The organism is Scytonema sp. PRP1 (genome assembly GCF_036697665.2).
Lineage (GTDB): Bacteria > Cyanobacteriota > Cyanobacteriia > Cyanobacteriales > Nostocaceae > Kalymmatonema > Kalymmatonema gypsitolerans.
Map to the genome: position 1 here is coordinate 85,977 of NZ_JBAHYJ020000014.1, position 21,503 is coordinate 107,479.

The 21,503-nt window shown below is 43.5% G+C and carries 21 protein-coding genes; 16 read left to right on the forward strand and 5 right to left on the reverse strand.

The window, feature by feature from the left end:
* Positions 1-577: 577 nt before the first annotated feature.
* From V5G28_RS02135 to V5G28_RS02150, 4 genes are all read left to right on the forward strand, one after another.
* Positions 578-1,468 carry a M48 family metalloprotease gene (locus tag V5G28_RS02135; RefSeq protein ID WP_332992868.1) on the forward strand — a complete coding sequence of 297 codons (891 nt, stop codon included), beginning with the start codon at positions 578-580 and terminating at the stop codon, positions 1,466-1,468.
* Positions 1,469-1,607: 139 nt separating this feature from the next.
* Positions 1,608-2,012 (forward strand): hypothetical protein, encoded by a 405-nt coding sequence (locus V5G28_RS02140; RefSeq protein WP_332992870.1) that lies wholly within the window; start codon positions 1,608-1,610, stop codon positions 2,010-2,012.
* A gap of 174 nt (positions 2,013-2,186) precedes the next feature.
* Positions 2,187-3,974 carry an aspartate--tRNA ligase gene (gene aspS, locus V5G28_RS02145; protein ID WP_332992872.1) on the forward strand — a complete coding sequence of 596 codons (1,788 nt, stop codon included), beginning with the start codon at positions 2,187-2,189 and terminating at the stop codon, positions 3,972-3,974.
* Between the two features lie 523 nt (positions 3,975-4,497).
* On the forward strand, positions 4,498-4,977 hold the full coding sequence (locus V5G28_RS02150; RefSeq protein WP_332992874.1) for an Hsp20/alpha crystallin family protein: 480 nt from the start codon (positions 4,498-4,500) through the stop codon (positions 4,975-4,977).
* 205 nt (positions 4,978-5,182) lie between these two features.
* On the opposite strand, the gene pirA is transcribed toward V5G28_RS02150, so the two are convergent.
* A complete protein-coding gene (gene pirA / locus V5G28_RS02155; protein WP_198940826.1) occupies positions 5,183-5,338 on the reverse strand; it encodes an arginine synthesis PII-interacting regulator PirA in 156 nt (51 codons plus the stop codon).
* A 146-nt stretch (positions 5,339-5,484) separates the two neighbouring features.
* Between pirA and V5G28_RS02160 the strand changes: the two genes are divergently transcribed.
* The 9 genes from V5G28_RS02160 (at position 5,485) to V5G28_RS02200 (ending at position 16,239) form a co-directional block, all read left to right on the forward strand.
* On the forward strand, positions 5,485-6,255 hold the full coding sequence (locus V5G28_RS02160; RefSeq protein ID WP_332992950.1) for an SAM hydrolase/SAM-dependent halogenase family protein: 771 nt from the start codon (positions 5,485-5,487) through the stop codon (positions 6,253-6,255).
* A gap of 180 nt (positions 6,256-6,435) precedes the next feature.
* Positions 6,436-7,089, forward strand: coding sequence for a DUF2301 domain-containing membrane protein (locus V5G28_RS02165; RefSeq protein ID WP_332992879.1), 654 nt, complete (start codon positions 6,436-6,438; stop codon positions 7,087-7,089).
* A complete protein-coding gene (locus tag V5G28_RS02170) occupies positions 7,089-7,778 on the forward strand; it encodes an ElyC/SanA/YdcF family protein (RefSeq protein ID WP_332992881.1) in 690 nt (229 codons plus the stop codon). Before V5G28_RS02165 ends, V5G28_RS02170 begins: the two co-directional genes overlap by 1 nt.
* A gap of 336 nt (positions 7,779-8,114) precedes the next feature.
* Complete coding sequence (locus V5G28_RS02175) at positions 8,115-9,446, forward strand: DEAD/DEAH box helicase (RefSeq protein ID WP_336229483.1); 1,332 nt, start codon at positions 8,115-8,117, stop codon at positions 9,444-9,446.
* Positions 9,392-9,655 (forward strand): hypothetical protein, encoded by a 264-nt coding sequence (locus V5G28_RS02180; RefSeq protein WP_336229484.1) that lies wholly within the window; start codon positions 9,392-9,394, stop codon positions 9,653-9,655. Before V5G28_RS02175 ends, V5G28_RS02180 begins: the two co-directional genes overlap by 55 nt.
* Complete coding sequence (locus V5G28_RS02185; protein WP_336229486.1) at positions 9,636-9,848, forward strand: hypothetical protein; 213 nt, start codon at positions 9,636-9,638, stop codon at positions 9,846-9,848. The genes V5G28_RS02180 and V5G28_RS02185 overlap by 20 nt, the downstream gene beginning before the upstream one ends.
* Positions 9,849-10,002: 154 nt before the next feature.
* Positions 10,003-11,127 (forward strand): DNA-processing protein DprA, encoded by a 1,125-nt coding sequence (gene dprA, locus V5G28_RS02190; RefSeq protein WP_332992887.1) that lies wholly within the window; start codon positions 10,003-10,005, stop codon positions 11,125-11,127.
* A 115-nt stretch (positions 11,128-11,242) separates the two neighbouring features.
* Complete coding sequence (locus tag V5G28_RS02195) at positions 11,243-14,020, forward strand: HEAT repeat domain-containing protein (protein WP_332992889.1); 2,778 nt, start codon at positions 11,243-11,245, stop codon at positions 14,018-14,020.
* A gap of 50 nt (positions 14,021-14,070) precedes the next feature.
* Entirely contained in the window at positions 14,071-16,239 is a 2,169-nt protein-coding gene (locus tag V5G28_RS02200; protein ID WP_332992891.1) for a pentapeptide repeat-containing protein, read from the forward strand.
* A gap of 194 nt (positions 16,240-16,433) precedes the next feature.
* On the opposite strand, the gene psb28 is transcribed toward V5G28_RS02200, so the two are convergent.
* Positions 16,434-16,802, reverse strand: a complete 369-nt coding sequence (psb28, locus tag V5G28_RS02205) for a photosystem II reaction center protein Psb28 (RefSeq protein ID WP_332992893.1) — start codon at positions 16,800-16,802, stop codon at positions 16,434-16,436.
* A 10-nt stretch (positions 16,803-16,812) separates the two neighbouring features.
* On the reverse strand, positions 16,813-18,408 hold the full coding sequence (locus V5G28_RS02210) for a serine hydrolase (RefSeq protein WP_332992895.1): 1,596 nt from the start codon (positions 18,406-18,408) through the stop codon (positions 16,813-16,815).
* Positions 18,409-18,795: 387 nt separating this feature from the next.
* Here V5G28_RS02210 and V5G28_RS02215 point away from each other — a divergent pair, with 387 nt between their 5' ends.
* Positions 18,796-19,719: an RRXRR domain-containing protein gene (locus V5G28_RS02215; protein ID WP_332992897.1), complete on the forward strand. Its 924-nt coding sequence runs from the start codon at positions 18,796-18,798 to the stop codon at positions 19,717-19,719.
* A gap of 83 nt (positions 19,720-19,802) precedes the next feature.
* Here V5G28_RS02215 and V5G28_RS02220 read toward each other — a convergent pair whose 3' ends face one another.
* Both V5G28_RS02220 and V5G28_RS02225 read right to left on the reverse strand, forming a co-directional pair.
* On the reverse strand, positions 19,803-19,940 hold the full coding sequence (locus V5G28_RS02220) for a hypothetical protein (RefSeq protein WP_332992899.1): 138 nt from the start codon (positions 19,938-19,940) through the stop codon (positions 19,803-19,805).
* A 24-nt stretch (positions 19,941-19,964) separates the two neighbouring features.
* Entirely contained in the window at positions 19,965-20,723 is a 759-nt protein-coding gene (locus V5G28_RS02225) for an RNA methyltransferase (RefSeq protein WP_332992952.1), read from the reverse strand.
* A gap of 209 nt (positions 20,724-20,932) precedes the next feature.
* Here V5G28_RS02225 and V5G28_RS36550 point away from each other — a divergent pair, with 209 nt between their 5' ends.
* Together V5G28_RS36550 and V5G28_RS02230 are read left to right on the forward strand one after the other, a co-directional pair.
* Positions 20,933-21,112 carry an element excision factor XisH family protein gene (locus V5G28_RS36550; RefSeq protein WP_442994199.1) on the forward strand — a complete coding sequence of 60 codons (180 nt, stop codon included), beginning with the start codon at positions 20,933-20,935 and terminating at the stop codon, positions 21,110-21,112.
* Positions 21,100-21,435 (forward strand): XisI protein, encoded by a 336-nt coding sequence (locus V5G28_RS02230; protein ID WP_332992901.1) that lies wholly within the window; start codon positions 21,100-21,102, stop codon positions 21,433-21,435. The genes V5G28_RS36550 and V5G28_RS02230 overlap by 13 nt, the downstream gene beginning before the upstream one ends.
* The last annotated feature ends 68 nt before the right edge of the window (positions 21,436-21,503 follow it).

The window sequence follows — 21,503 nt, forward strand, 5'->3', positions numbered from 1 at the left end:
CTACACATAAACCTTTTTTACTGATTTTTGTAATTTTGCTAAAAATTTTGTTTAAAACAGAATTTTTTGGATTTTGGCTCTGCCCATGTCCTGAGGATGTTTAGTTAAACAACTGTAGGGATTAGCAGGATTTAATGTATAGCCAGCAACGAAGCTCATACTATAAACAATTAAAAATTACTACTTAAGATAGTTGTTGTTGCATAAACAATAAATTATGAAGTGTAGGGATGCTGGTTATACTCGTCATTTGTCTAGCAGCCCTGAATTATTAGTAATGGCAAAGAACGGCTTTGAATGAACATCTTAGAAATTATGCCGAATTGCTATTTTGTTAAAGAAGGTATATGAAAAAGTAAAATTATTGAAAAGGAAAATTGTATTGGCAAATACAAAAAAATGAAGCCTAGATTGAAAGAAGATACCAACACGCTTAGTGGGAAAACCGTACTTAATTGGAGCGCAATTTCTACCTGGTGGATCTGTGTTTGGGTCGATACAATGAAAATGCGGCTTAAGTAATGCTGTTGCTAGCAAATTACAGAATCAGTACAGCATTATAAGGAGAGCATTCAACATGAGAAATCAAATTAAAACGGCTGTATTACTAGCTTTATTAAGTGCAATTTTGATTGCCATCAGCTACTGGGTGATTGGCGGAACCAGTGGTATTATTATAGGAATTGTCATAGCAGCAGTGACAAACTTATTTTCTTGGTACCAATCTGATAAAATTGCGCTGGCGGCATACCGTGCTGTGCCAGTATCACCGCAGGAAGCACCAGGGCTATATCAGATGGTGCAAAGATTGTGCGCACGCGCTAATCTGCCGATGCCGAGAATTTACATTGTTCCTAGCTCAGCTGCCAACGCTTTTGCAACAGGACGTGATCCAGAACACGCCGCTGTCGCAGTAACAGAAGGTATATTAAATTTATTACCAGAAGACGAACTCGAAAGCGTCATCGCCCACGAACTCACCCACGTTGCCAACCGTGACACCTTAACACAGGCTGTTGCGGCAACAATTGCAGGTGCTATATCGTTTTTAGCTCAAATCGTCAGCTACAGCGTTTGGTATACTCCATACTCACGCAATGACCGCAATAATGGTCCAAATCCTTTAGGGATGCTGTTGACAATATTCCTTGCCCCAATTGCTGCAACAGTAATTCAACTGGCAATTTCACGCACGCGGGAATTTTCTGCAGATGCAGGTTCTGCTAGATTAACTGGTAATCCTCGCGCCTTAGCCCGTGCGCTGCAACGTTTAGAAGCAACAGCAAGGCAACTACCTCTGCAAGCTAACCCAGCTTTTGAGCCACTGTTGATTATGAATGGATTCTCCGGACAGTTCCTCGGTAACTTGTTCTCCAGCCACCCTTCGACTGAAGCACGAGTTGAGGCATTGCTAAAGTTAGAACAAGAACAACTGTCTAGAACCTCAGAGTTTTCATTTAGGCGATAAAGGGACTGGGAACTGGGGACTGGCGACTGGGCAATACTCGCACCTTACCCCAATCCCTAATCCCCAATCCCTAATCCCTAATCCCTACAGGGTGCAGCTATCATGCGACAAGTACAGTATTGCATAAAGGAGCCTAACCATGACTTACAATGCAGATAACGAAGAAAACTTAGTCATCGTACAAGTCAGCCCTCAAACCCATGAGGTGGTAGAAACTGAATTGGCTGGCGAAACCGATGAGGTGAAGGATGAAACCAAAGCACTGATTGAGGCGATTAGAAGACGCGCTCAATCCGAGGCAGAATCAGCAGGTACCCTCACCCGTGAAACCTATTTGAATGCAGTACGTCAAGCACGGGAAGCCCTGGAAGGCGATAAACTCATTGAGCGCGATCGCATTGAACACGCGTTTGCAGTCCTGCAGCAGGAAGCTGAGAAAAACTGGCACTTGCTGTTCAAAGAAATAGGAGAACTAGGCGATCGCTTCCAAGCCGCTGCTAAAGCCGCATGGGATGCTTTCAATGCTCCTCGCCCTCAACGTTAATGTTTCACCCACAAAACAAATGCCATGCTGTAGAGACGTGCGATCGCGCGTCTCTACATTTTTGCGTTAGATTTCTTGAACCGGAACGACTAGAATGACTAAATGATGCTAGATAATAAAAAAGCTCTAACATTAACTTGGATTCTCTAGCTCGGTTATTAAGAATTAACACTTATGCGAACTTACTATTGCGGCGAACTCCGAAAAGAACAGATTGGAGAAACTGTCACCTTGTACGGATGGGTGGACCGTCGCCGCGATCATGGGGGTGTGATATTTATAGATTTACGCGATCGCAATGGCATCGTCCAAATCGTCAGCGATCCGCAGCGTACTCCAGATTCCTACGAATTGGCAAATACCCTACGAAATGAATACGTTGTTGAAATCACAGGTAGAGTGACGCAACGTCCGGAAGAATCGCTCAACCCCCGCATACCTACAGGCGAAGTTGAAATTTACGCAGATAGAATTAAACTCCTCAACTCAGTCCGCAAACAGTTACCATTCCAAGTTTCCACCGCTGACGGCGATCAAGTGCGGGAAGATTTGCGGCTGAAGTATCGTTATTTAGATTTGCGGCGCGATCGCATGGCACATAACTTGCAACTGCGTCATCAAGTCGTTAAAGCTATGCGCCGTTACCTAGAAGACGTGGAAGGTTTCATGGAAATCGAAACCCCCGTCCTCACCCGTTCCACTCCCGAAGGTGCGCGGGATTACATCTTACCCAGTCGCGTCAACCCTGGCGAGTGGTTTGCCTTGCCGCAATCACCGCAGCTATTCAAACAGTTGCTGATGGTATCAGGTTTTGACAGATACTATCAAATTGCCCATTGCTTTCGTGATGAAGACTTACGCGCCGACAGACAACCAGAGTTTACCCAGTTGGACATGGAAATGAGCTTCATGTCCCAAGAAGAAATTATCGAACTCAATGAAAAGTTAGTTCGTCATATCTTCAAGACAGTAAAGGGCATTGAAATACAGCTTCCCTTTGCGCGTCTCACCTACGCCGAGGCGATGGAACGCTATGGCAGTGATAAACCAGATACACGTTATGGTTTAGAACTCGTCAATGTCTCGGATGTCCTTAAAGACTCTGGTTTCAAAGTCTTTCGCGAAGCCGTTGCCAATGGTGGTATTGTCAAAATTCTTCCTATTCCCAACGGAAACGATTTAATTTCCAACGTGCGTATCAAACCAGGCGGCGACTTATTCAAAGAAGCTAGCGAAGCCGGTGCCAAAGGTTTAGCTTACATCCGAGTACGAGATGACGGTGAAATTGACACCATTGGCGCGATTAAAGACAACCTCACCGCAGAACAAAAACAGGAAATTTTGCGCCGTACAGATGCAAAACCTGGTCATTTGCTGTTGTTTGGGGCTGGTGACGCAGCTACTGTTAATAAAACTTTAGACAGGTTGCGGCAAGTTGTCGCCAGGGAATTCGGGTTAATCGATCCAGAAAAAATCAACTTGCTCTGGGTGACAGACTTCCCGATGTTTGAATGGAATGCACAGGAAAATCGCCTAGAAGCCTTGCACCATCCATTTACAGCACCTCATCCCGATGATTTGAGCGACTTGAAAACTGCAAGAGCGCAAGCTTACGATTTAGTGTTTAATGGGTTTGAAGTTGGCGGCGGTAGTCTGCGGATTTATCAACCAGAACTACAACAACAAGTCTTTGAGACAATTGGCTTTTCTCCTGAGGAAGCGCACAATAAATTTGGCTTTCTGTTGGAGGCGTTTGAATATGGCACACCGCCTCACGGTGGTATTGCCTACGGTTTGGATCGCTTGGTGATGTTGCTAGCTGGGGAAGAATCCATTCGGGATGTCATTGCTTTTCCAAAGACGCAACAAGCGCGTTGTTTGTTAACAGATGCGCCTTCGCAAGTTGATGCAAAGCAGCTCAAAGAGTTGCACGTTGCCTCGACTTACAAGCCAAAATCCTAGTTATTGAAAACCACCGATGCACACAGATAAATTATTTTTGTTTATCTGCGTGCATCTGCTATAGGCTGCGGTTCCAAACACCTAAAACCTGATTTCTGCAATAAATTTGATAAGTCTTTCTACATGGGAAACAGCTTAATGTACATCCGCTTTTTCTCAGTTCATGATTTGCCTTTGGCACAGACTGATAAACCCTACTTAATTGTATGAAGACAACCGTACTTCTTACAAAGTCAGAAACCCCACGGATAAATCCGGGGGCTTGAAAAAGCCCATCTGACCAGCCTGAGTTCTTAACCGAACTACGTTAGAGGCAAGAGTGATAAAAGCGTAAAATATGAAAATTTAACTGTTTCAAACTCATCTTCCCGAGGTGGGCAAAACACTACTTCAAATTTCGTGTTCTCTGCATTTTCAGTGCATACAGTATTAGGGCAATATAGCAGGTGTCAGCAGTAAAAACACTGCAAGAATTACTGAATAACACCTGGTAACTAGTAACTAATGCAGAGGTAAATAGTTTATGATGATTCGCTACTGGCAACCTTTCAGAGAATTAGAAAACCTTCGCCGTCAGATGGATCAAGTGTTTGATGAGCTAACGGCTCAAACTAGTGATGCACCATCTGCTGCTTGGGCTCCTGCTGTTGAATTAATTGATGCAGGTGATAACTTGATTTTAAAAGCACAGCTTCCTGGTGTTGCAGCAAAGGATGTGGATGTGCAAGTTACTCGTGATGCTATTTCTCTTTCTGGAGAACGTCAGCGCCAGCATAACGACTCCAACCACCTGCACTCTGAATTCCGTTATGGTCAGTTCCAGCGCATTATTAACTTGCCAGTTGCAGTGCAAAATGACAACGTACAAGCTGACTACCGCGATGGTATTTTGACTCTTACCCTGCCTAAGGTAGAAGAAGTCCGTAATCGTGTGGTCAAGATTAATCTAGGCGAACTATCTCCCTCTACTTCTGGTCAAACCCTCGAAGCCAGTGCCAAATAACTTCTAATACAAAATCTGCTTAATCAATTATCGTCAGTTTCCTCACCTTTGAACTCTCTCCCAAGGTGGCAAAGAAAGGAGTTAGGGGTGAGGATTTTTGTGCTGGAACGCTATTTCAACCAATCCCCAGTCCCCTTTACACAAAAACCCGCCAAAGCGGGCTAATACACAACAAAACTATGAACTAGAACAATAAAATCTTGACTTAGCTAAAATACTTCATTTCTGCTTCCAATAGCCGAATTAGGTTTTCATCGCCCTTGGCTCTAGCTACTTCTAAGCGATGTTCTAAGCTTCTTTTAATATTCGATTGATGCACTTCCCGTGCCTTTGTTATTGCTTGCACTCTGTTCTTGGTCATTTTGACAATTAGCCTCTTTAACTTCTCCATTATATGTCTGCTTTTCATAACATAGCAAATTTTTCGTAGCTAATGTTACAGACAAATGAAATGTCATATATATTAATCAACCAGAAATATATTATAGCCAGATGCATCCTAACCCCATGATCACTATGCTCAGCGATTTTGGCGATCGCGATATTTATGTCGGCGTGATGAAGGGAGTCATTGCCCAAATCAACCCCCAAGTGAGGGTGGTAGACTTGACACACCAAATTCCCCCGCAAAATATTGCAGCGGCTAGGTTTTGCCTAATGAATGCTTACCCCTACTTTTCAGATGGAACTGTGCATTTAGCAGTGGTCGATCCGGGTGTAGGAGGAACGCGACGGGCGATCGCAGTACAAGTTGCCAATGGCTATCTGGTGGGACCAGATAATGGCACATTCAGCGGATTATTAAGTCAAAGCCCAGCGATCGCAGTAGTAGAATTGACAAACCCTGATTATTGGAGAACCCCTCAACCGAGCAAGACTTTTCACGGTAGGGATATTTTTGCGCCAGTCGCTGCACATCTTGCCAACGGAGTCCCTTTTCAAGAACTGGGGAATCCAATTAACTCAGCAACTTTGGTACAAATGGATATATCTGGATGTATTTTAACAGAAACTGGTATCGCAGGTTCCATTCAATATATTGACCACTTCGGTAACTTAGTCACCAATATTCCAGGAAATTACGTGCAAGGCAAAACTTGGTATGTCAAAGCAGCTGGGTTAACGATGACAGGATGTGAAAGTTATAGTGAGGTGGAAGTTGGAGAGGCGATCGCACTCGTTGAGAGTCACGGTTGGGTAGAAATTGCCATCAATCGCGGTAACGCACAGTCACAGTTGCAGATACACTTGGGAGATACGGTGGAACTTGCTTTTTAAGCTTAGGCAGTTTTTTAGAACTGGGGACTAGGGACTAGGGACTGGGGACTGGGGAAAGATTTCTAGAAATTTCTACCAGATCACAGGCAAGGGTTAGTACTTATTAGTATAGAAATTGTGGGTTGAAAATTTTTTTGCTCTTATGACCAAGTCATCCAAAATGTCAAATCTAAAATAACTATGACTCAGCAAACAGTATATGTACCAGAAGTTTATCAAGGTCAGTTTGGAGAATTTACTCTAACTGAGGGCGATCGCACAGGCGTGATCATCTACCGTGCTGGATTAATGGTAGCTGCACTCAGTTTTGCGATCGGCAGCGCTTTGGTTGTGCTAAACAATAACCCAAATTTCCAACTCCTAACGCCTTTATATGCCTGTTTTAGTCTGGCGCTTGGTGTCAGTTTACTGACTATCCATATATATATGGCGTTTCTGCACCGACTGTTGCAAGTTTTTTGGGGTATTGGCAGCATCACCGCTGTTATCCTGGCATTATCTAGCAGTACACCTTTAGCTGTCACCGTTTACACGCAACCACTGACGTTGTTGGGAGTAGGCTTTACCTTTGTCGCTTTGACAGGGATTTACTTCAAAGAAGCATTTTGCTTCAATCGTCTGGAAACCAAAATACTGACGCCAATAGTGCCGGTACTACTGCTAGGACATATGCTTGGAGTCTTGCCAACACAGGGAGAACAGGTTTTATTAGGACTGTGGGCAATTTTGTTTGTGGTGTTTGCAGTGCGTAAAGCAATACAAGCAATTCCTCCGGATATTGGGGATAAATCTGTGTTTGAATATTTGAAGACTCAGCGTTTAGCAAAGGTGTAATGCCTACAAAAACTCGTTATAAAAAGCACAAGTTCCCCAAAATTCAGTTCATAAAGCGGCAAGAAATGTGGATGCTTACCCTTCAAGGATTGGTAAGTATATTCGTAATTGCCGCTATTTTATTAGTTTTCATGATAACTCACATACACCCATTTCTCGCAGTCACATCCCCGATTAAAGCAGAAGCGTTGGTTGTGGAAGGATGGCTAACAGACGAAGCACTAAAACAAGCGTTTGCCGAGATTTCCACTGGTACCTATCGCCAAATTTTTACCACAGGAGTACCCGTGGAAAGAGGTTCCTATCTGGTTAAATACAAGAATTTTGCAGAAATTGCCGCAGCAACTCTCAAAGAAATGGGTGTACCAAAAGAAAAGCTGGTCGTTGTTCCGACACCTAAAGTTATTAAGGATCGTACCCATGCCTCTGCGGTGGCATTTCATCAATGGCTATCAAGTTCAAATGACCAGCTAGAATCAGTAAATTTGTTTACAAATGATGCCCATGCCCGTAGAAGTTGGCTGATATACAAACAAGTCCTTGCTCCCAAAATCAAAGTGGGAGTGATTGCCGCCGATCCATCAGAATACGATCCAAAGAAATGGTGGGTTTCTAGCGAAGGTGTGCGGACAGTCATTTCTGAAGCGATCGCTTATATTTATGCCTTATTTGTGAAGTGGAAAGCCTGAAAAAGAACTAAGTACATGATTCCATAAGTTCATAGCGAAAACTTGAACAAAGACTCTGTGTACCTTTGCGTTTACCGAGAGCGTTCCTCTGCGTTTAAAAACCTTACGAATTAATGAAATGCTGTACTAAGGGAACTTCACGTTCCCACGACTTTTTTGATAGCTGAGTCGTACCAGAATTTTGCGCTGGATTGTATTATTTATATAGTAGTATAGTCAGTATTTTTAAGAAACTTTGGTTGTCTAACGGAGGCAACTTAAAAGCAGCACAAGCGCATGACTAGGTATTTGCGCTTTCAAACGAAGCGTGTTAATTCATTTTTCGTTCCGAACGCAATGACATCCACTCTTCCCCAATTTCAGTTGCGCGACTACCAAATCGAACTCATCCAACAGGTTTTTCGCCATTGGGGAGTGGGAGAACATCGCGTTATGGTACAGCTACCAACTGGAGGCGGTAAAACTATTATCTTCTGTGCGATCGCCAACGAGTTCACTAAACAATCAGAACCTGTACTTGTCATCGCCCACCGGGAAGAATTAATCACCCAAGCCGCCACCAAACTGGAAGCCGTTGCCGGTGTACCTGTAGGTATCATCAAAGCTGGGTACAAACCCAATCCCGATGCACTGCTACAGGTGGCGTCCATCCAAACCTTAATCCGCCGTCAGCCGCCACCAGCATCGCTTGTCATTTTTGATGAGGCACATCACTGTCACAGCCGCACCTACGCCACTGTATTTAAACACTACGCAGAACAGGGTAGTTATATCTTAGGTTTTACCGCCACCCCTATGAGAACGGATGGTAGGGGGTTACGCTGGTTGTATAGCGCCACACCAGGGTTTGAATCGTTAATTTGTGGTCCATCTGTTAACCAACTCATTGCTGCTGATTATTTAGCACCTTTTAAGCTTTACGCACCTGCACATATCATTCGTGCCAGTGGCGCTGGGTTAAAAACCACGGCTGGGGATTACAACAAAGCCCAACTGGAAAAGTTCGTCAAAAAGACTTTAGTTGTTGGCGATGTGATTGAGACTTGGAAAAAACACGCCTCTGGACGGCGGACGGTGCTGTTTGCCGTGTCTGTAGACCATTCCAAAGAACTCGCCAATGCTTTTTGCGAAGCAGGAATACCCGCAGCCCACTTGGATGGCGATACACCAATGTCAAAACGGCAAGATATTCTGGCGGAATTTGCCACTGGAAAGGTGTTAGTCCTGTGCCAGCATTCTATCGTGACTGAAGGTGTGGATATCCCACTGATAGAAGCGATTCAATTTACTCGCCCCACTAAAAGTTTGACGGTTTGGTTTCAGGCGATCGGCAGAAGTTTAAGACCAGCACCAGGAAAAACTCACGCTATCATCATCGACCACACGGACACCCACATCAACCTGCCGTGGCCCGATAACGACATTCCTTGGAGTCTGGATCCGATTAGCCTTAAGCTGGGTCCGGGGGTATTGCAATGTCCCAACTGTCGTCACGTATTTCGTCCCACCCAATCGGAGAGAAACGCAACATGGCTACCTGTCCGGCTTGTCAAGGGAAATTTATCTTTGTTAACAAGCCAAGAGATAAAAAAGGGGTACAAGAGTTCTCTATTTTGGAAGTTTTACCAGCCGAATTTGCAGAAATCGTTGTTGAGTACAATCCCCTGAAGCTGGCGGTAGTACAACAAATGATTAATATTCAACAAGAGAAAGGGTATCAAAAGGGCTGGGTTTATCATCAACTCAAAGATTTACCAGAATTGAACCTCAGCTTAAGCGACTGGCAGGAAGTCGCCCGAAGATTGGAGTACAAACCAGGCTGGGCTTGGCACAAGTGGCAGGAGATGCAGGAACGATATGGACTGGATTCTGCTTAGTACAGCATTTCATGAATTGGTAATGTTTTTAAACGCAGAGGAACGCAAAGGTAGCGCAGCGAAAAGTTCTGCAGGAGGTGAGACCAGTGCTGCAGGAGGAGCCAGCAGTGCAGGCGGGTTTCCCGCCGTAGGTGACTGGCGTCGGTTTCCCGACCTAGGCAACTGGCGAACCCGAAGGGGTTTCCCGACCTAGGAAACTTTTCAAGACAAAGGGACGCAAAGTCTTCGTTTAAGTTTTTGCTATGAAAGAGATGCAATCATGTGCTTAGTATGATTTATCAATAATTGCGTGTGTCTTTGCTTGGACAATCTGGGAATAATAAACCCAGTGGCTTGAGGATAGGGAATTGGGACAAGAACGTGCATACTGGCTAGCTTGGTCACAAATTTCTGGAGTTGGTCCAGTATTATTACAACGGTTGCAGCAGCATTTTGGTACACTGGCAGCAGCTTGGGAAGCTACGCCTGCCCAGTTGGGAAAAGTAGAAGGTTTTGGTTTTCAGACTCTGCAAAAGGTTGTGCAACAACGTTCCCGTCTGCAACCTGAACAATTTCTTGTGCAACACCAAGAGCAAAACCCGAATTTCTGGACACCAGCAGATGCAGACTATCCCCGGTTACTGCTGGAAATTCCCAGTCCACCGCCGATTGTGTATTATCGCGGTGAAGTAGACTTGCAAGAAAATCTTGGACAAAAACAACTTGTTGGAATCGTCGGTACACGCCAACCTTCGGAGTATGGTATCCGTTGGACTCGCCAAATTAGTACGGCTTTGGCTAAAAATGGGTTCACTGTAGTTTCTGGTTTGGCAGAGGGAATTGATACTGAAAGTCACGCTGCTACGATGAAAGCTGGAGGACGCACGATCGCAGTTTTGGGTACTGGCGTAGATGTCGTATATCCATCGAAAAATCGAGAACTGTACAAGCAGATTTTGACGGCGGGATTGGTTGTCAGTGAGTATCGAGCGAAAACCCCACCCGATCGCACTCACTTTCCACGTCGTAACAGAATTATCGCAGGTTTGAGCCGTGCTGTTCTGGTGATGGAAGCACCGATAAAATCGGGTGCTTTGATTACCGCAAGTTACGCAAACGATTTTGGCCGAGATGTCTATGTCCTACCAGGAAGGCTCGATGATTACCCATCTCAAGGGTGCTTAAAATTACTTAGTCAAGGAGCTGCTCCCATTCTCAAGGAATTAGACGAACTGTTAAAAATGCTGGGAGCAATACCACAACTCGATTCTGTTGAAGCATCGCCGTCATTACAACAGCAGTTAGCGTTGCCAACTTTATCACCAGAACTTCAACGGGTTATCGATGCGATCGCTTCAGAATCTTTACCCTTTGATTTTATTATCCAACAAACGGGTATGAGTGCGGGTGAAGTTTCCAGCGCTTTGTTGCAGTTGGAACTCATGGGTTTAGTTTCGCAATTACCAGGGATGCGGTATCAGCGCTGCTTATAGCATTTTTATCCGGAATTGTACTAATTTATCTTGGATCTGTCTGTGTGTAATTCTAAGCTGTCAAGATGCATATACCACGCATTTTGCACTGAAACCCTTTTGACAGGAGGTAATTATGCGCGGAAAGTCCTCTCAATTCGGTGCTATTGCAATCACAATGCTAACTTTACTTGGAACTGCCAGCTTTTTTGTGTTTTGTAACACAAAAATTATTGCTCGTCAGCCTTTAGTACAGTTAGCTATTGCCGAATGTACTGCTAATAACATTAACTTGGATATCCAAAAGCTAAAACAGGAGGATTCTGTTGCTTCAGCTTTTGATGCATTGGTAAACTGTCAGTCACAAGCTGTACCTGCTCTTACCAGAGCGCTTGAAAGTCAGGATGAAGATTTTCGTATCAGTATAATTGCTGTATTAGCTCAAATTGGTTCACAAGCGACACCTGCTATACCTGTATTAAAAAAATCATTAAACGATAAAAGCCCAGATGTAAGGGTAATTACTGTCGAAGCTTTAAGGCAAATTGGTAAAGATGCTATTCCAGCGCTAGTTATCGCCCTTGGGGATGGAGACGATGATATTGCCAGTCGTGCTGCTACAGCTTTAGTGCAAATGGGCAAAGATAGTGTTCCAGCTTTAATTGCAGCAATGAAAGATAATGATGTTAGCTATCGGGCTATCAATGCCTTGGGGCGAATTGGTAAAGACGCTGTACCTGCTTTGATTAATGCTTTGCAAGATAAAGATAAAAAAGTACGCACATCTGCTGCTGATGCTTTAGGACGAATGGGTACAGATGCCAAGGATGCTGTTCCCACTTTGATTACTGCCTTAAATGATATTGATGTTAGCTCTCAGGCTATCAATGCGTTGGGGCGAATTGGTAAAGACGCTGTACCTGCTTTGATTACTGCTTTGCAAGATAAAGATAAAAAAGTACGCGCATCTGCTGCTGATGCTTTAGGACGGATGGGTACAGATGCCAAGGATGCTGTTCCCACTTTGATTACTGCCTTAAATGATATTGATAGCAGTGTACGTAAAAATGCCGTTGGTCCTTTGAGGAAAATGGGTGCAGCAGCAAAAGTCGTTCCTAATTTAACAGCTGCTCTTCAAAATACAGATAGTAATATTCGCATCAGTGCTGCTGATGCTTTGGGGTATTTTCGTACTGACGCCAAGTCTGCTGTTCCTGCTTTAATAACAGTGTTGAAAGATAAAAACAGTAAAGTAAGTGATAGTGCGGCTTCTGCTTTAGTGGAAATAGGTAAAGATGCAATTCCCGCTTTGATTACTGCACTCAAAGATGAAAATAGCAACGTGCGTGCCAAGGCTGCTGATGCTTTGGGGCTGATAAGTCTCGCTTTAGAAGCAGATGATTCTTTCAGGCTTACTAATTCTGCAAAACAAGACACAGAAAATTCCGCACTTATTGCCATCAGACCAGCGATTCCCCTGCTAATAGCTGCTGTTGAAGATAAAGAAAGCATTGTGCGTGCTAGTGCTATTGATGCTTTAGGGAAAATTGGTGTAGCAAATTTTTTGATAAACCTCCACAAGGATGAGGATAAGAACATACGCGCCGATGCAGCTTCTGCTTTGAGTAACATCAATGCTGATGGTAAATCTGTAGTTCCCGTTTTGATTGCTACCCTTAAGGATAAAGAAAGTAGTGTGCGCGTCAGTGCTGTTTATGCTTTAGGGGTAATTGGCGCTGATGAAGATGCTGTCCCAATTCTAATTAAACTTCTTAAAGATAAAGACAGTGATTTAAAACCTGTATCCTTTAATGCTTTAATAAGTATTGGTAAAAATGCAGTTCCAAGTTTAATTATTGCTCTTAAAGATAGTGAGATACGCTCCGATGTAGTTCAAATTCTGGAGTACATAGGTGTTGATGCCAAAGACGCCGTTCCTGACTTAATTGATGTTCTCAAAGATACAAACAGTGAATTGCGCGCTAAGGCTGTGGAAGCTTTAGGGCGAATAGGTGCCAAATCAGCTGTTCCGACTTTGATTGCTGCCCTCAAAGATAAAGATAATACGGTACGTTACCAAGCAGCTCATGTCCTAGGACAAATTGGTAAAGATGCAAAATCAGCTGTTCCGGCTTTGATTGCTGCCCTCAAAGATAAAGATAATACGGTACGTTACCAAGCAGCTCATGTCCTAGGACAAATTGGTAAAGATGCAAAATCAGCTGTTCCGGCTTTGATTGCTGCCCTCAAAGATAAAGATAATACGGTACGTTACCAAGCAGCTCATGCCCTAGGACAAATTGGTAAAGACGCAAAATCAGCTGTTCCAGCTTTGCTAAAAGCCCTTGACGATGATGACATCAGCTTTAGTGCGGCTGTTGCTTTAGTTGAAATTGGCGAAAAACAAGAAGAAACAATTCCAATTTTGATGGCGAAATTAGAGGAAGACTTGCAGCCCCATTGTAGCCAGACTGTGCGCTTAGCTACTGATAGTTTAGGGAAAATTGGTAAAAAAGCCGTTCCAGAATTGACTGCTGCACTCAAAGATAGAAACTGGAGTATAAGGTTTAATGCTGCTATCGCTTTAAGAAAAATTGGTGCTGACGCTAAAGATGCTGTACCGCAGCTAATAGAAATTTTCCTCGATATGAATGAAAATAAACTCGTTCGTTATCAAGCCATGGAAGCACTAAAAAGCATTGCTACAGAGGAAGCCAAATCAGTGTTAGAGAAAAATAAAGCCACAGCGGACGCTTTAAAAAAAGAGGTAGAAGAATATCTTAGAAATTGTTCCAGGGAGAACGCAGCTAGAACTTCTGTAAACCAAGCCAAGAAAAATTACAGAACTTCTAACCCACCTAAGATGTGCGAGATTGCAGCCATCAAAGTAATATTTAGATGGAAATGTCCTTAATATGATTCTAGATTTTGAATTTGTATATAAAGCAATATGGGTAAACAGTAATGGCATATGAATTTCACCACACTAATTTACAAGGTGCTGACTTCCGGGGAAAAAACTTGGTAGGTGCAGATTTTAGCCATGCTGATATTCGTGGTGCAGATTTCAGTAATGCTATTTTAGTGGGTGCTAATTTTCGTCATGCCAAAGCTGGTTTACCAATTTATAAAGCAATTGCTTTAGTAGTTTTCTTATTATTTATGTCATTATTCGCTGGTTTAATTTCCGGCTATGCTGGTGCTTATATCAGTGATTTATTAAATACTTCTGATGACGGTAATTCCTTTTTTGGAATAATTTCCCTAGTCACCTTAGCCACCTTTTTATTAATTATTTTTCGACAAGGATTCAGCGTCAATCTGGTAATAGTTGCTGCTGTCATTACCGCTTGTTTAATTGCAGGTGTTGCAGTTTTTCCAAACAACAAAGAAGGAATCAATCTTGCACTAGCAGCAGAATCTACGGCATTAGGTTTAATTGGAACTATTGCTGGGGTTGGTAACATGGCTTTTGTGATCGCTTTAGCCAAAGTCATGAATATACCTAGCCACAGAGTTGTTACCATAACGGTAGCTTTGCTGGGTGCAGTGCTTGGTGCTTTATTTGGAGTGAGGACAGATGAGTCAGCTTTATTAACAGCTGTGTTAATTGCGTTAGTAGTAATTATATATGGTGTTTATATTGCTTGGCAGGCGATCGCTGCAAACAAGAAATATGAACTCATCCGCGCTTTAGCAGTTGGTATTGTTTCCCAAAGTGGTACAAGTTTTCGCGGTGCCGACTTAACCGACGCCGACTTTACCCAAGCTACCCTTAAAAGTGTAGACTTTAGAAAAGCCACGCTCACCCGTACCTGTTGGTTTGCAGCACAAAAATTAGAACAAGCGAGAGTTGAAGGCACATATTTACAAGATGCAAGAGTGCGACAACTAGTAATTACAAAAGATGGTCGAGACAAAAATTATGATAATCTCAACTTGTGTGGTTTAAACTTGAAAGATGCTAATCTCCAAGACGCTAGTTTCATCAGTACAGATTTGAGCAAAGCAACTTTAGAAAATGTAAATTTATCCGGTGCCAAACTAGCTCAAGCACAATTATATAAATCTGATTTAACAGCAGCTTGTCTAACTGGGGCTTATATTCAAAATTGGGGCATTTCCACTGATACAAAAATTGAAGCAATCAAATGCGAATATATCTATATGCAACTACCGACAAAAGAAGACCCAGACCCTTGTCGCAAACCAGATAATCGCGCTGAAACATTCAAGGAAGGTGATTTTGCTGATTTTATCACCCCAATTATCAAAACTCTTGATTTATACCAAACTCAAAATGTTGACCCACGCCAGGTTGCCAGTAAATTCAAAACTCTTGACCTACTTCATTATGAAGGTATTGACCCCACTGCCGCTGCTATTGCAATCACACAATTAGCTGATAATTATCCAGAAGCTGAATTAGAAGTTGTCGCCCTTGAAGGTAGAGGACAAGAAAAAATTAGACTCCAAGCACTAGTTGCAGGTGATGCCAACCGTTCTGAACTGTATAACGAATATTTTCAAACATACACTAAAATTAAATCTTTATCGTATCATGATTTGCAAGCACTTTTACTTGGTATTAAAGAAAAAGATGAACGTATTAACAGCTTAGAAAAACTCCTAGAAAATGCGATTCAACAGCCAAAATTTTATGTAGAGACTTATCAAACTCAAGGAGATACAATTATGTCCCAAAGTAAAGGCAATGTATCAATCAATGGTGCCCAAGGTAATATCAGTGGTGTTGCCGCCGCAGGGGAAGATATGGCAATGACAGGCGTTGCAATTGGTGCAATTAGCGGTAATGTCACTAATACTATCAATCAGTTACCTGACTCTGGTTCACCAGACAAACCAGGAATTAAGGAACTTCTCCAAGAACTTCAAGTCGTAATTGAGGGTGATACTAACCTGAGTGATGAAGACAAAGCCGAAGCCTTGGAACAACTGCAAAAAATTGCTGAAGCTGGTCAAAAACCAGAAGATGGAGGTATGCAGAAGATAGCTAAAAATGCAATTAAAATGCTGAAAGGAACGATTGCGGATTTACCATCGACTGTGGAGTTGGTGCAAACTTGCGGTAAGTTATTGCCCTTGGTTACTCAGTTTTTTGGGTTCTCGTAACAGTAGTAAACGCTTTATTGTCTCACAATCTAGATAGTGAAAAATTTTGGGGGAGCTGGGGAATTAACAGTGCAGTAAGATTACGCAATCTCTGATTCCTCAAAACCCTCATTTACCCACTAAAGGTGTACCTGTCTCGGCTTATCCACGTCAACAGTCAACAATCAATTTTAATTTATCTGAACTAATAATTATTACGATTCTCCATATGCCATACCATTAGCCTCGGCATAACGATGCATAAATCTCATAAATCTTTCCCAATGGTCATCCTGCTCAATTTCAAATTTGCACTCTACGCGCTGCAATTCATCACCTTCTGCACCCCCAAAAATAAATTGTGTGGAAGAAGGAGTCACGCTAATTTCACCTTCTTCGTCTGTTAAAAGCATGGAATTTAAAGATTGTTTGGTGAAGCTGTTAAATTTTTCCAAAGCTTTCAATTGATTGAATCTCATCAAAACAATGCGCTTTCCAGAACTAGGGTTACCTCGCAAGCTGACGTTGCTGAGTTGTTCAAAGATGCCAGCAAAAAATTGGATTGAAGGTGTAGTAGATGTCATAAAACCGGGATTACCGTTGGTAAGGATAATAATACTGCGGATTCATCACCGGGGGCTGAACGGGAGACTGATAAGTATTGTTGGGTACGGTGCTTCCCATATTGTTGGGTATGCTGTTAGGTAAAGGCGGACTCATGAGTGGGGACTGATAACCAGTTGGGGGCATTGTTCTTCCCATATTGTTGGGTATGCTGTTAGGTAAAGGCGGACTCATGAGTGGGGACTGATAACCAGTTGGGGGCATTGTGCTGCCTGTAGTGCCGCTTATGGCAGCAGGTTGGCTAAACTGTTGGTAAGCAGCACGAGAAATTGAACTGATGAGTTTTTCGGCGCGGGAGTCATTATTAGGGCGTTGTACCATAACAGCAACTATGTAACGCTTGCTCGTGGGCATATCCACCACACCCGCATCTGCTAGTGTTGTCCCAATATCACCCGTTTTATGGGCAATGGTTGCACCTGGTCCTAAACCGGTTGGGAGGAGATGATTTCTGACAGTGCGGCGCATAATATCCAATATGCGATCGCGCGATGACATACTTACCAAATTGCCTTTACTCACCATCGCCATCAAATTCCCTAACTCCTTGGGAGTGGTGGTGTTTGTCCCTTGCAAATCGGGAAGTGGACTACGAATTGCAGTGGTTGTCAAACCCCAACTCTGGAAACGCTGATTCAGCACTTCCATACCACCCAAGCGAGCAATCAGCATATTTGTGGCTGTGTTGTCGCTAACTGTCATCATCTTAGTTGCTACTTCCATTGCTGTGAACTGGGTTCCCACTGGTTTGTACCGCATATCCCCAGAACCGCCCACCATCATTTCTTTCTGCATGGTGAGTGTTTCATCTAGGCGAATGTTGCCGGCATCTACATCTTGGAAAAAGGCAACTAGAATCGGAATCTTAATCGTGCTTGCAGCAGAAAAACTAGAGGAGCCATTCACATCCACATAACTGCCATTGTCCAAATCTACCAAGAAAACTCCTGGTGTGAGATTGGGGTTTGCTGCTGCTAAATTTTGTACAACAGTTTTTAAAGAAGAAATTTCCTGAGTTAACAATAAGCTAGGAGCTACTGGAGGATTTTGGGTAGACTGTGGTTGTGCTTGCCCGATAGTTGTCTCAGGTGATGTTGCTTCTGGTATGGCGATGCGAGTCGCAGGATCTAATACTGATAACACAGTGCCTACAATTGCACCGATACCAACTCCCACAATTAACAACCGCAGCCCATACAAAAATGTTTTTGCCATCGGCTTTAACCGCGTTTTTCGGGTTGGAATGGTTTTTCTGGGTAACGGCTGCTTCCGCGCCCGCACATTCTTGAATGCTGTCTTTGGGTTGTAGGGTGGAATCCTCCCTTTTGCGGTAGCGATGGGTTTAACTGTTTGGGCTACTACCCCGCTTCGCTTTGTTGGTATTGCAAGGGTGAGAGGGGGTATAGATTTTATACGTGTAGGCGTTGTTGCTTTATGGGAAGCTCGTTGCTGCTGTTTTGGCACTTCAACTTTATTTTGCCCCTGCTTTTGGACTTTGCGCTTAACCTGGTGACCGTTGGCGGGTTGACGCCGCGAAACAGTTTTTATAATTGTTCTGGTTGGCATAAAAAACAATGGTGATAAAAGTGTATAATTTAAAACATATTTATAAAGGCTTCACCTTAGGGGCGGACGTAGTTTTTTCTCAAACGTTTATAGGGATTGAATTGTTTTTTTGTGCCGACTCCCTAACTACAATTCAAAGTAACTTTTAAAGCTCCTTGTTACTGAAATCAATTTCTGCTTACCAATAACATTTTGTGTTTAGTTTAAGCCATAATCAAAGGCTTTGGTAGGATGACTCGATACATGGTAACCGATCACAAACCCCTGGCTCTTGCCTCGGGGCTTGTAAGCAGCAAGGCTTACGTGTGTGACTAGCCCAGTTTAGCCTAACCCTGGCACGAACTGCCGGATGCTTCCCCAGTCCGGTTTATAGAGGATTATCTCAAAATGTATCGAGTTCCAGTTTTCTCACCATCAGGCAAGCCACTGATGCCAACAAAACCCAGCAGGGCGCGTCGTTGGCTGAATCTTGGAAAGGCAAAAGTTGTACACAACGACCTCGGCATCTTCCAGATCCAGTTAGTGAGGTGTCCTAGGACTACCGACACGCAACCAATCGCGGTTGGTATCGATCCGGGAAAGCTCTACAGCGGTGTTGGTGTCCAATCAGCTAAATTTACGTTGTGGCTTGCTCATCTACAGTTACCGTTCAAAACGGTTAAAGACCGGATGGAACAACGGCGCATGATGCGGCGTGGTCGCAGAGGTAGCAGGATCAACCACAAGCTACCTTACAACCAACGCGCTCACAGACAAGTAAGATTTGACAATCGCTCTTCATGCAAGCTGCCTGCCAGTATTCGTGCTAACCGCCAGCTAGAGTTGCGAGTACTTGACGAAGTATCTCTGATTTATCCGATTAGCACCATTGCTTACGAAATAGTCAAGGCACGTGGTGACAAAGGGTTTAGTCCTGTGATGGTTGGACAACGTTGGCAGATAGAAAACCTAGAAACTTATTGCCAAGTGCAGCAAGTGGAAGGCTGGCAAACTGCCCAAATTCGACAGCAGCTAGGACTGCACAAACAAAAGCATTCCAAGGGTGATGCTATAGCGGCAACTCACGCAGTAGACGGCGTAGCCTTAGCGTGTAGCGCGTTCATCCGATACGGCATTACCTCGGCTCATTCGATGGGCTTCCATGGGAAGGTACAAATAACACCCGCACCGTTCACCGTGATCCGTCGCCCGACCGTATCGCGTCGCCAGCTTCATCTCATGATCCCTGCAAAGGGTGGAGTGCGTCGTAAGTACGGCGGCACTGTTACCCGCCACGGTTTCCGCAAAGGTGACTACGTTGAGGCGACTTAAGGAACCAAAACTTATCGCGGTTGGGTAAGTGGTGATACCGAAAAACAAGTTTCTGTATCTGAGCAACACTGGAAACGGCTAAGTCAGTTCAGCAAAAACAAAGTCCGATTGATACAACGCTCAACCGGATTGATTGTCACTGCGGTTAAAACCGCCGCGTTGTGTTCCTCCCAGGGCTGAACGCGAGTGCGTGCCGCAGGCATAGCCGCGCTCGTTTCCACACTTCCCGGAGATTTTTAGATGAGTCAAAAGTCTTCACGATTGTTCCGGTTCTCAAGCGCCCATTCTACCTGCCGTAAAATACCTCGCAACATACCAACTTCCTTAGTTTGTAGCTGAGCGCGATTATACAGTTGCCGGAATTTTTCCATCCTGCTGGCTGCCGTATGAGGATAAAGATACCCAATCTCGAGCAATAGTGATTCTAACTGCTGGTAGTATTCTTCCAACATATCCAAAGGTGCAGGCTCACTAGAAGACGCCTCGAGGGAAGAAGTCCCCGTGTCCTCTTCAATCTTTGCGTCACTTTGTGCCAGTTCATAACAGCAAATTCCCACAGCAGTCGCCAGATTCAGCGATGGATAGCTGGAACTGGTAGGAATGCGAATAAATCGTTGAGCATAATTTAATTCTTCATTACTCAACCCCCTGTCTTCCCTACCAAAAATGAGTGCGGCGGGTTGTTCTGGTTTCTCCAGTAACCAGGGTAGTGCTGTGCGGGGGTTTTCTAGGGGGGAATCCCAGTTACGAACACGAGCTGTCGTGGCGATCGCTCGTGTACATCCTTGCAATGCTTCTGGCAATGTCGCCACTGATACCGCCGATTCTAAAACATTCTTAGCATGAACTGCCATTTGCAACGCTTCTGGTGAAAGCGGATCGCATTGAGGATTGACTAATACCAGATGATTGAACCCAAAATTTTTCATCACCCGTGCTATTGACCCCACGTTAATTGGACCTGCTGGCTCTACTAAGATAATTCTCACCCCAGCCAATCCCATTTGTTGCCTCACGTTTTGCCGAAAAGTGTCTTCATCATTGTAACTGTGCAGGTGAACGCACGCTTATATCCTGCACAGGCACAAAGCCAGGCGTAGCGTTACAAATATCACAATTATAAGCAATATTGCTTATTGACAATTGTAACCTTGCTATAACTTGTTACTAATGAGTTTGTGCCCTGGCTATGCCTTGAGAACATGAATAGCATATAAATCGTTTTGCACTTTCACAAAAAGAGCCAGATCGTGCTTTATATTTAGCAGTTCCATCCGATACCTATGATAGTTTTTTTCAACTGCCATTTACTCAGATGATAATTCAACAATATCAATTACGTTTGCTAATTTATAACATTGAAAATGAGGTGATTATCACATGGCAAAATTAGATGATTGTCGATCATATATTAAACAGCTACTAACAACATATAGTCAGTACGGTAAATCAGAAGGTGAAGTTGAAGTACAGACTATTTTTGATACTGAACATGACCACTATCAGTTAGTTTATGTGGGTTGGCAGAAGAATCGACGGGTATATGGTTGCGTTTTGCATCTTGATATCAAGGATGAAAAAATTTGGATTCAGCATAATGGTACGGAAGCTAACATTACTGATGAATTAGTAGCGTTAGGCGTTGCCAAGCAAGATATTGTATTAGGATTTCACTCGCCTTACAAAAGAAAATTTACAGAGTTTGCTGTAGGTTAAACTTCTACTGATCCAAGTACTTTAAATGTAGCAATAGTCGCTGACGTTAAACCTGTTACCAAGCTAAA

Excerpts from the sequence above, each read along its gene's own strand:
- V5G28_RS02135 (WP_332992868.1), top strand. The coding sequence starts at position 578 with ATGAGAAATCAAATTAAAACGGCTGTATTACTAGCTTTATTAAGTGCA.
- aspS (WP_332992872.1), top strand. The coding sequence starts at position 2,187 with ATGCGAACTTACTATTGCGGCGAACTCCGAAAAGAACAGATTGGAGAA.
- V5G28_RS02160 (WP_332992950.1), top strand. The coding sequence starts at position 5,485 with ATGATCACTATGCTCAGCGATTTTGGCGATCGCGATATTTATGTCGGC.
- V5G28_RS02150 (WP_332992874.1), top strand. The coding sequence starts at position 4,498 with ATGATGATTCGCTACTGGCAACCTTTCAGAGAATTAGAAAACCTTCGC.
- V5G28_RS02230 (WP_332992901.1), top strand. The coding sequence starts at position 21,100 with ATGGCAAAATTAGATGATTGTCGATCATATATTAAACAGCTACTAACA.
- psb28 (WP_332992893.1), bottom strand. The coding sequence starts at position 16,802 with ATGACATCTACTACACCTTCAATCCAATTTTTTGCTGGCATCTTTGAA.
- pirA (WP_198940826.1), bottom strand. The coding sequence starts at position 5,338 with ATGACCAAGAACAGAGTGCAAGCAATAACAAAGGCACGGGAAGTGCAT.
- V5G28_RS02225 (WP_332992952.1), bottom strand. The coding sequence starts at position 20,723 with ATGGGATTGGCTGGGGTGAGAATTATCTTAGTAGAGCCAGCAGGTCCA.
- V5G28_RS02140 (WP_332992870.1), top strand. The coding sequence starts at position 1,608 with ATGACTTACAATGCAGATAACGAAGAAAACTTAGTCATCGTACAAGTC.
- V5G28_RS02165 (WP_332992879.1), top strand. The coding sequence starts at position 6,436 with ATGACTCAGCAAACAGTATATGTACCAGAAGTTTATCAAGGTCAGTTT.
- V5G28_RS02175 (WP_336229483.1), top strand. The coding sequence starts at position 8,115 with ATGACATCCACTCTTCCCCAATTTCAGTTGCGCGACTACCAAATCGAA.
- V5G28_RS02210 (WP_332992895.1), bottom strand. The coding sequence starts at position 18,408 with ATGCCAACCAGAACAATTATAAAAACTGTTTCGCGGCGTCAACCCGCC.
- V5G28_RS02195 (WP_332992889.1), top strand. The coding sequence starts at position 11,243 with ATGCGCGGAAAGTCCTCTCAATTCGGTGCTATTGCAATCACAATGCTA.
- V5G28_RS02185 (WP_336229486.1), top strand. The coding sequence starts at position 9,636 with ATGGACTGGATTCTGCTTAGTACAGCATTTCATGAATTGGTAATGTTT.
- V5G28_RS02200 (WP_332992891.1), top strand. The coding sequence starts at position 14,071 with ATGGCATATGAATTTCACCACACTAATTTACAAGGTGCTGACTTCCGG.
- V5G28_RS02170 (WP_332992881.1), top strand. The coding sequence starts at position 7,089 with ATGCCTACAAAAACTCGTTATAAAAAGCACAAGTTCCCCAAAATTCAG.
- V5G28_RS02215 (WP_332992897.1), top strand. The coding sequence starts at position 18,796 with ATGTATCGAGTTCCAGTTTTCTCACCATCAGGCAAGCCACTGATGCCA.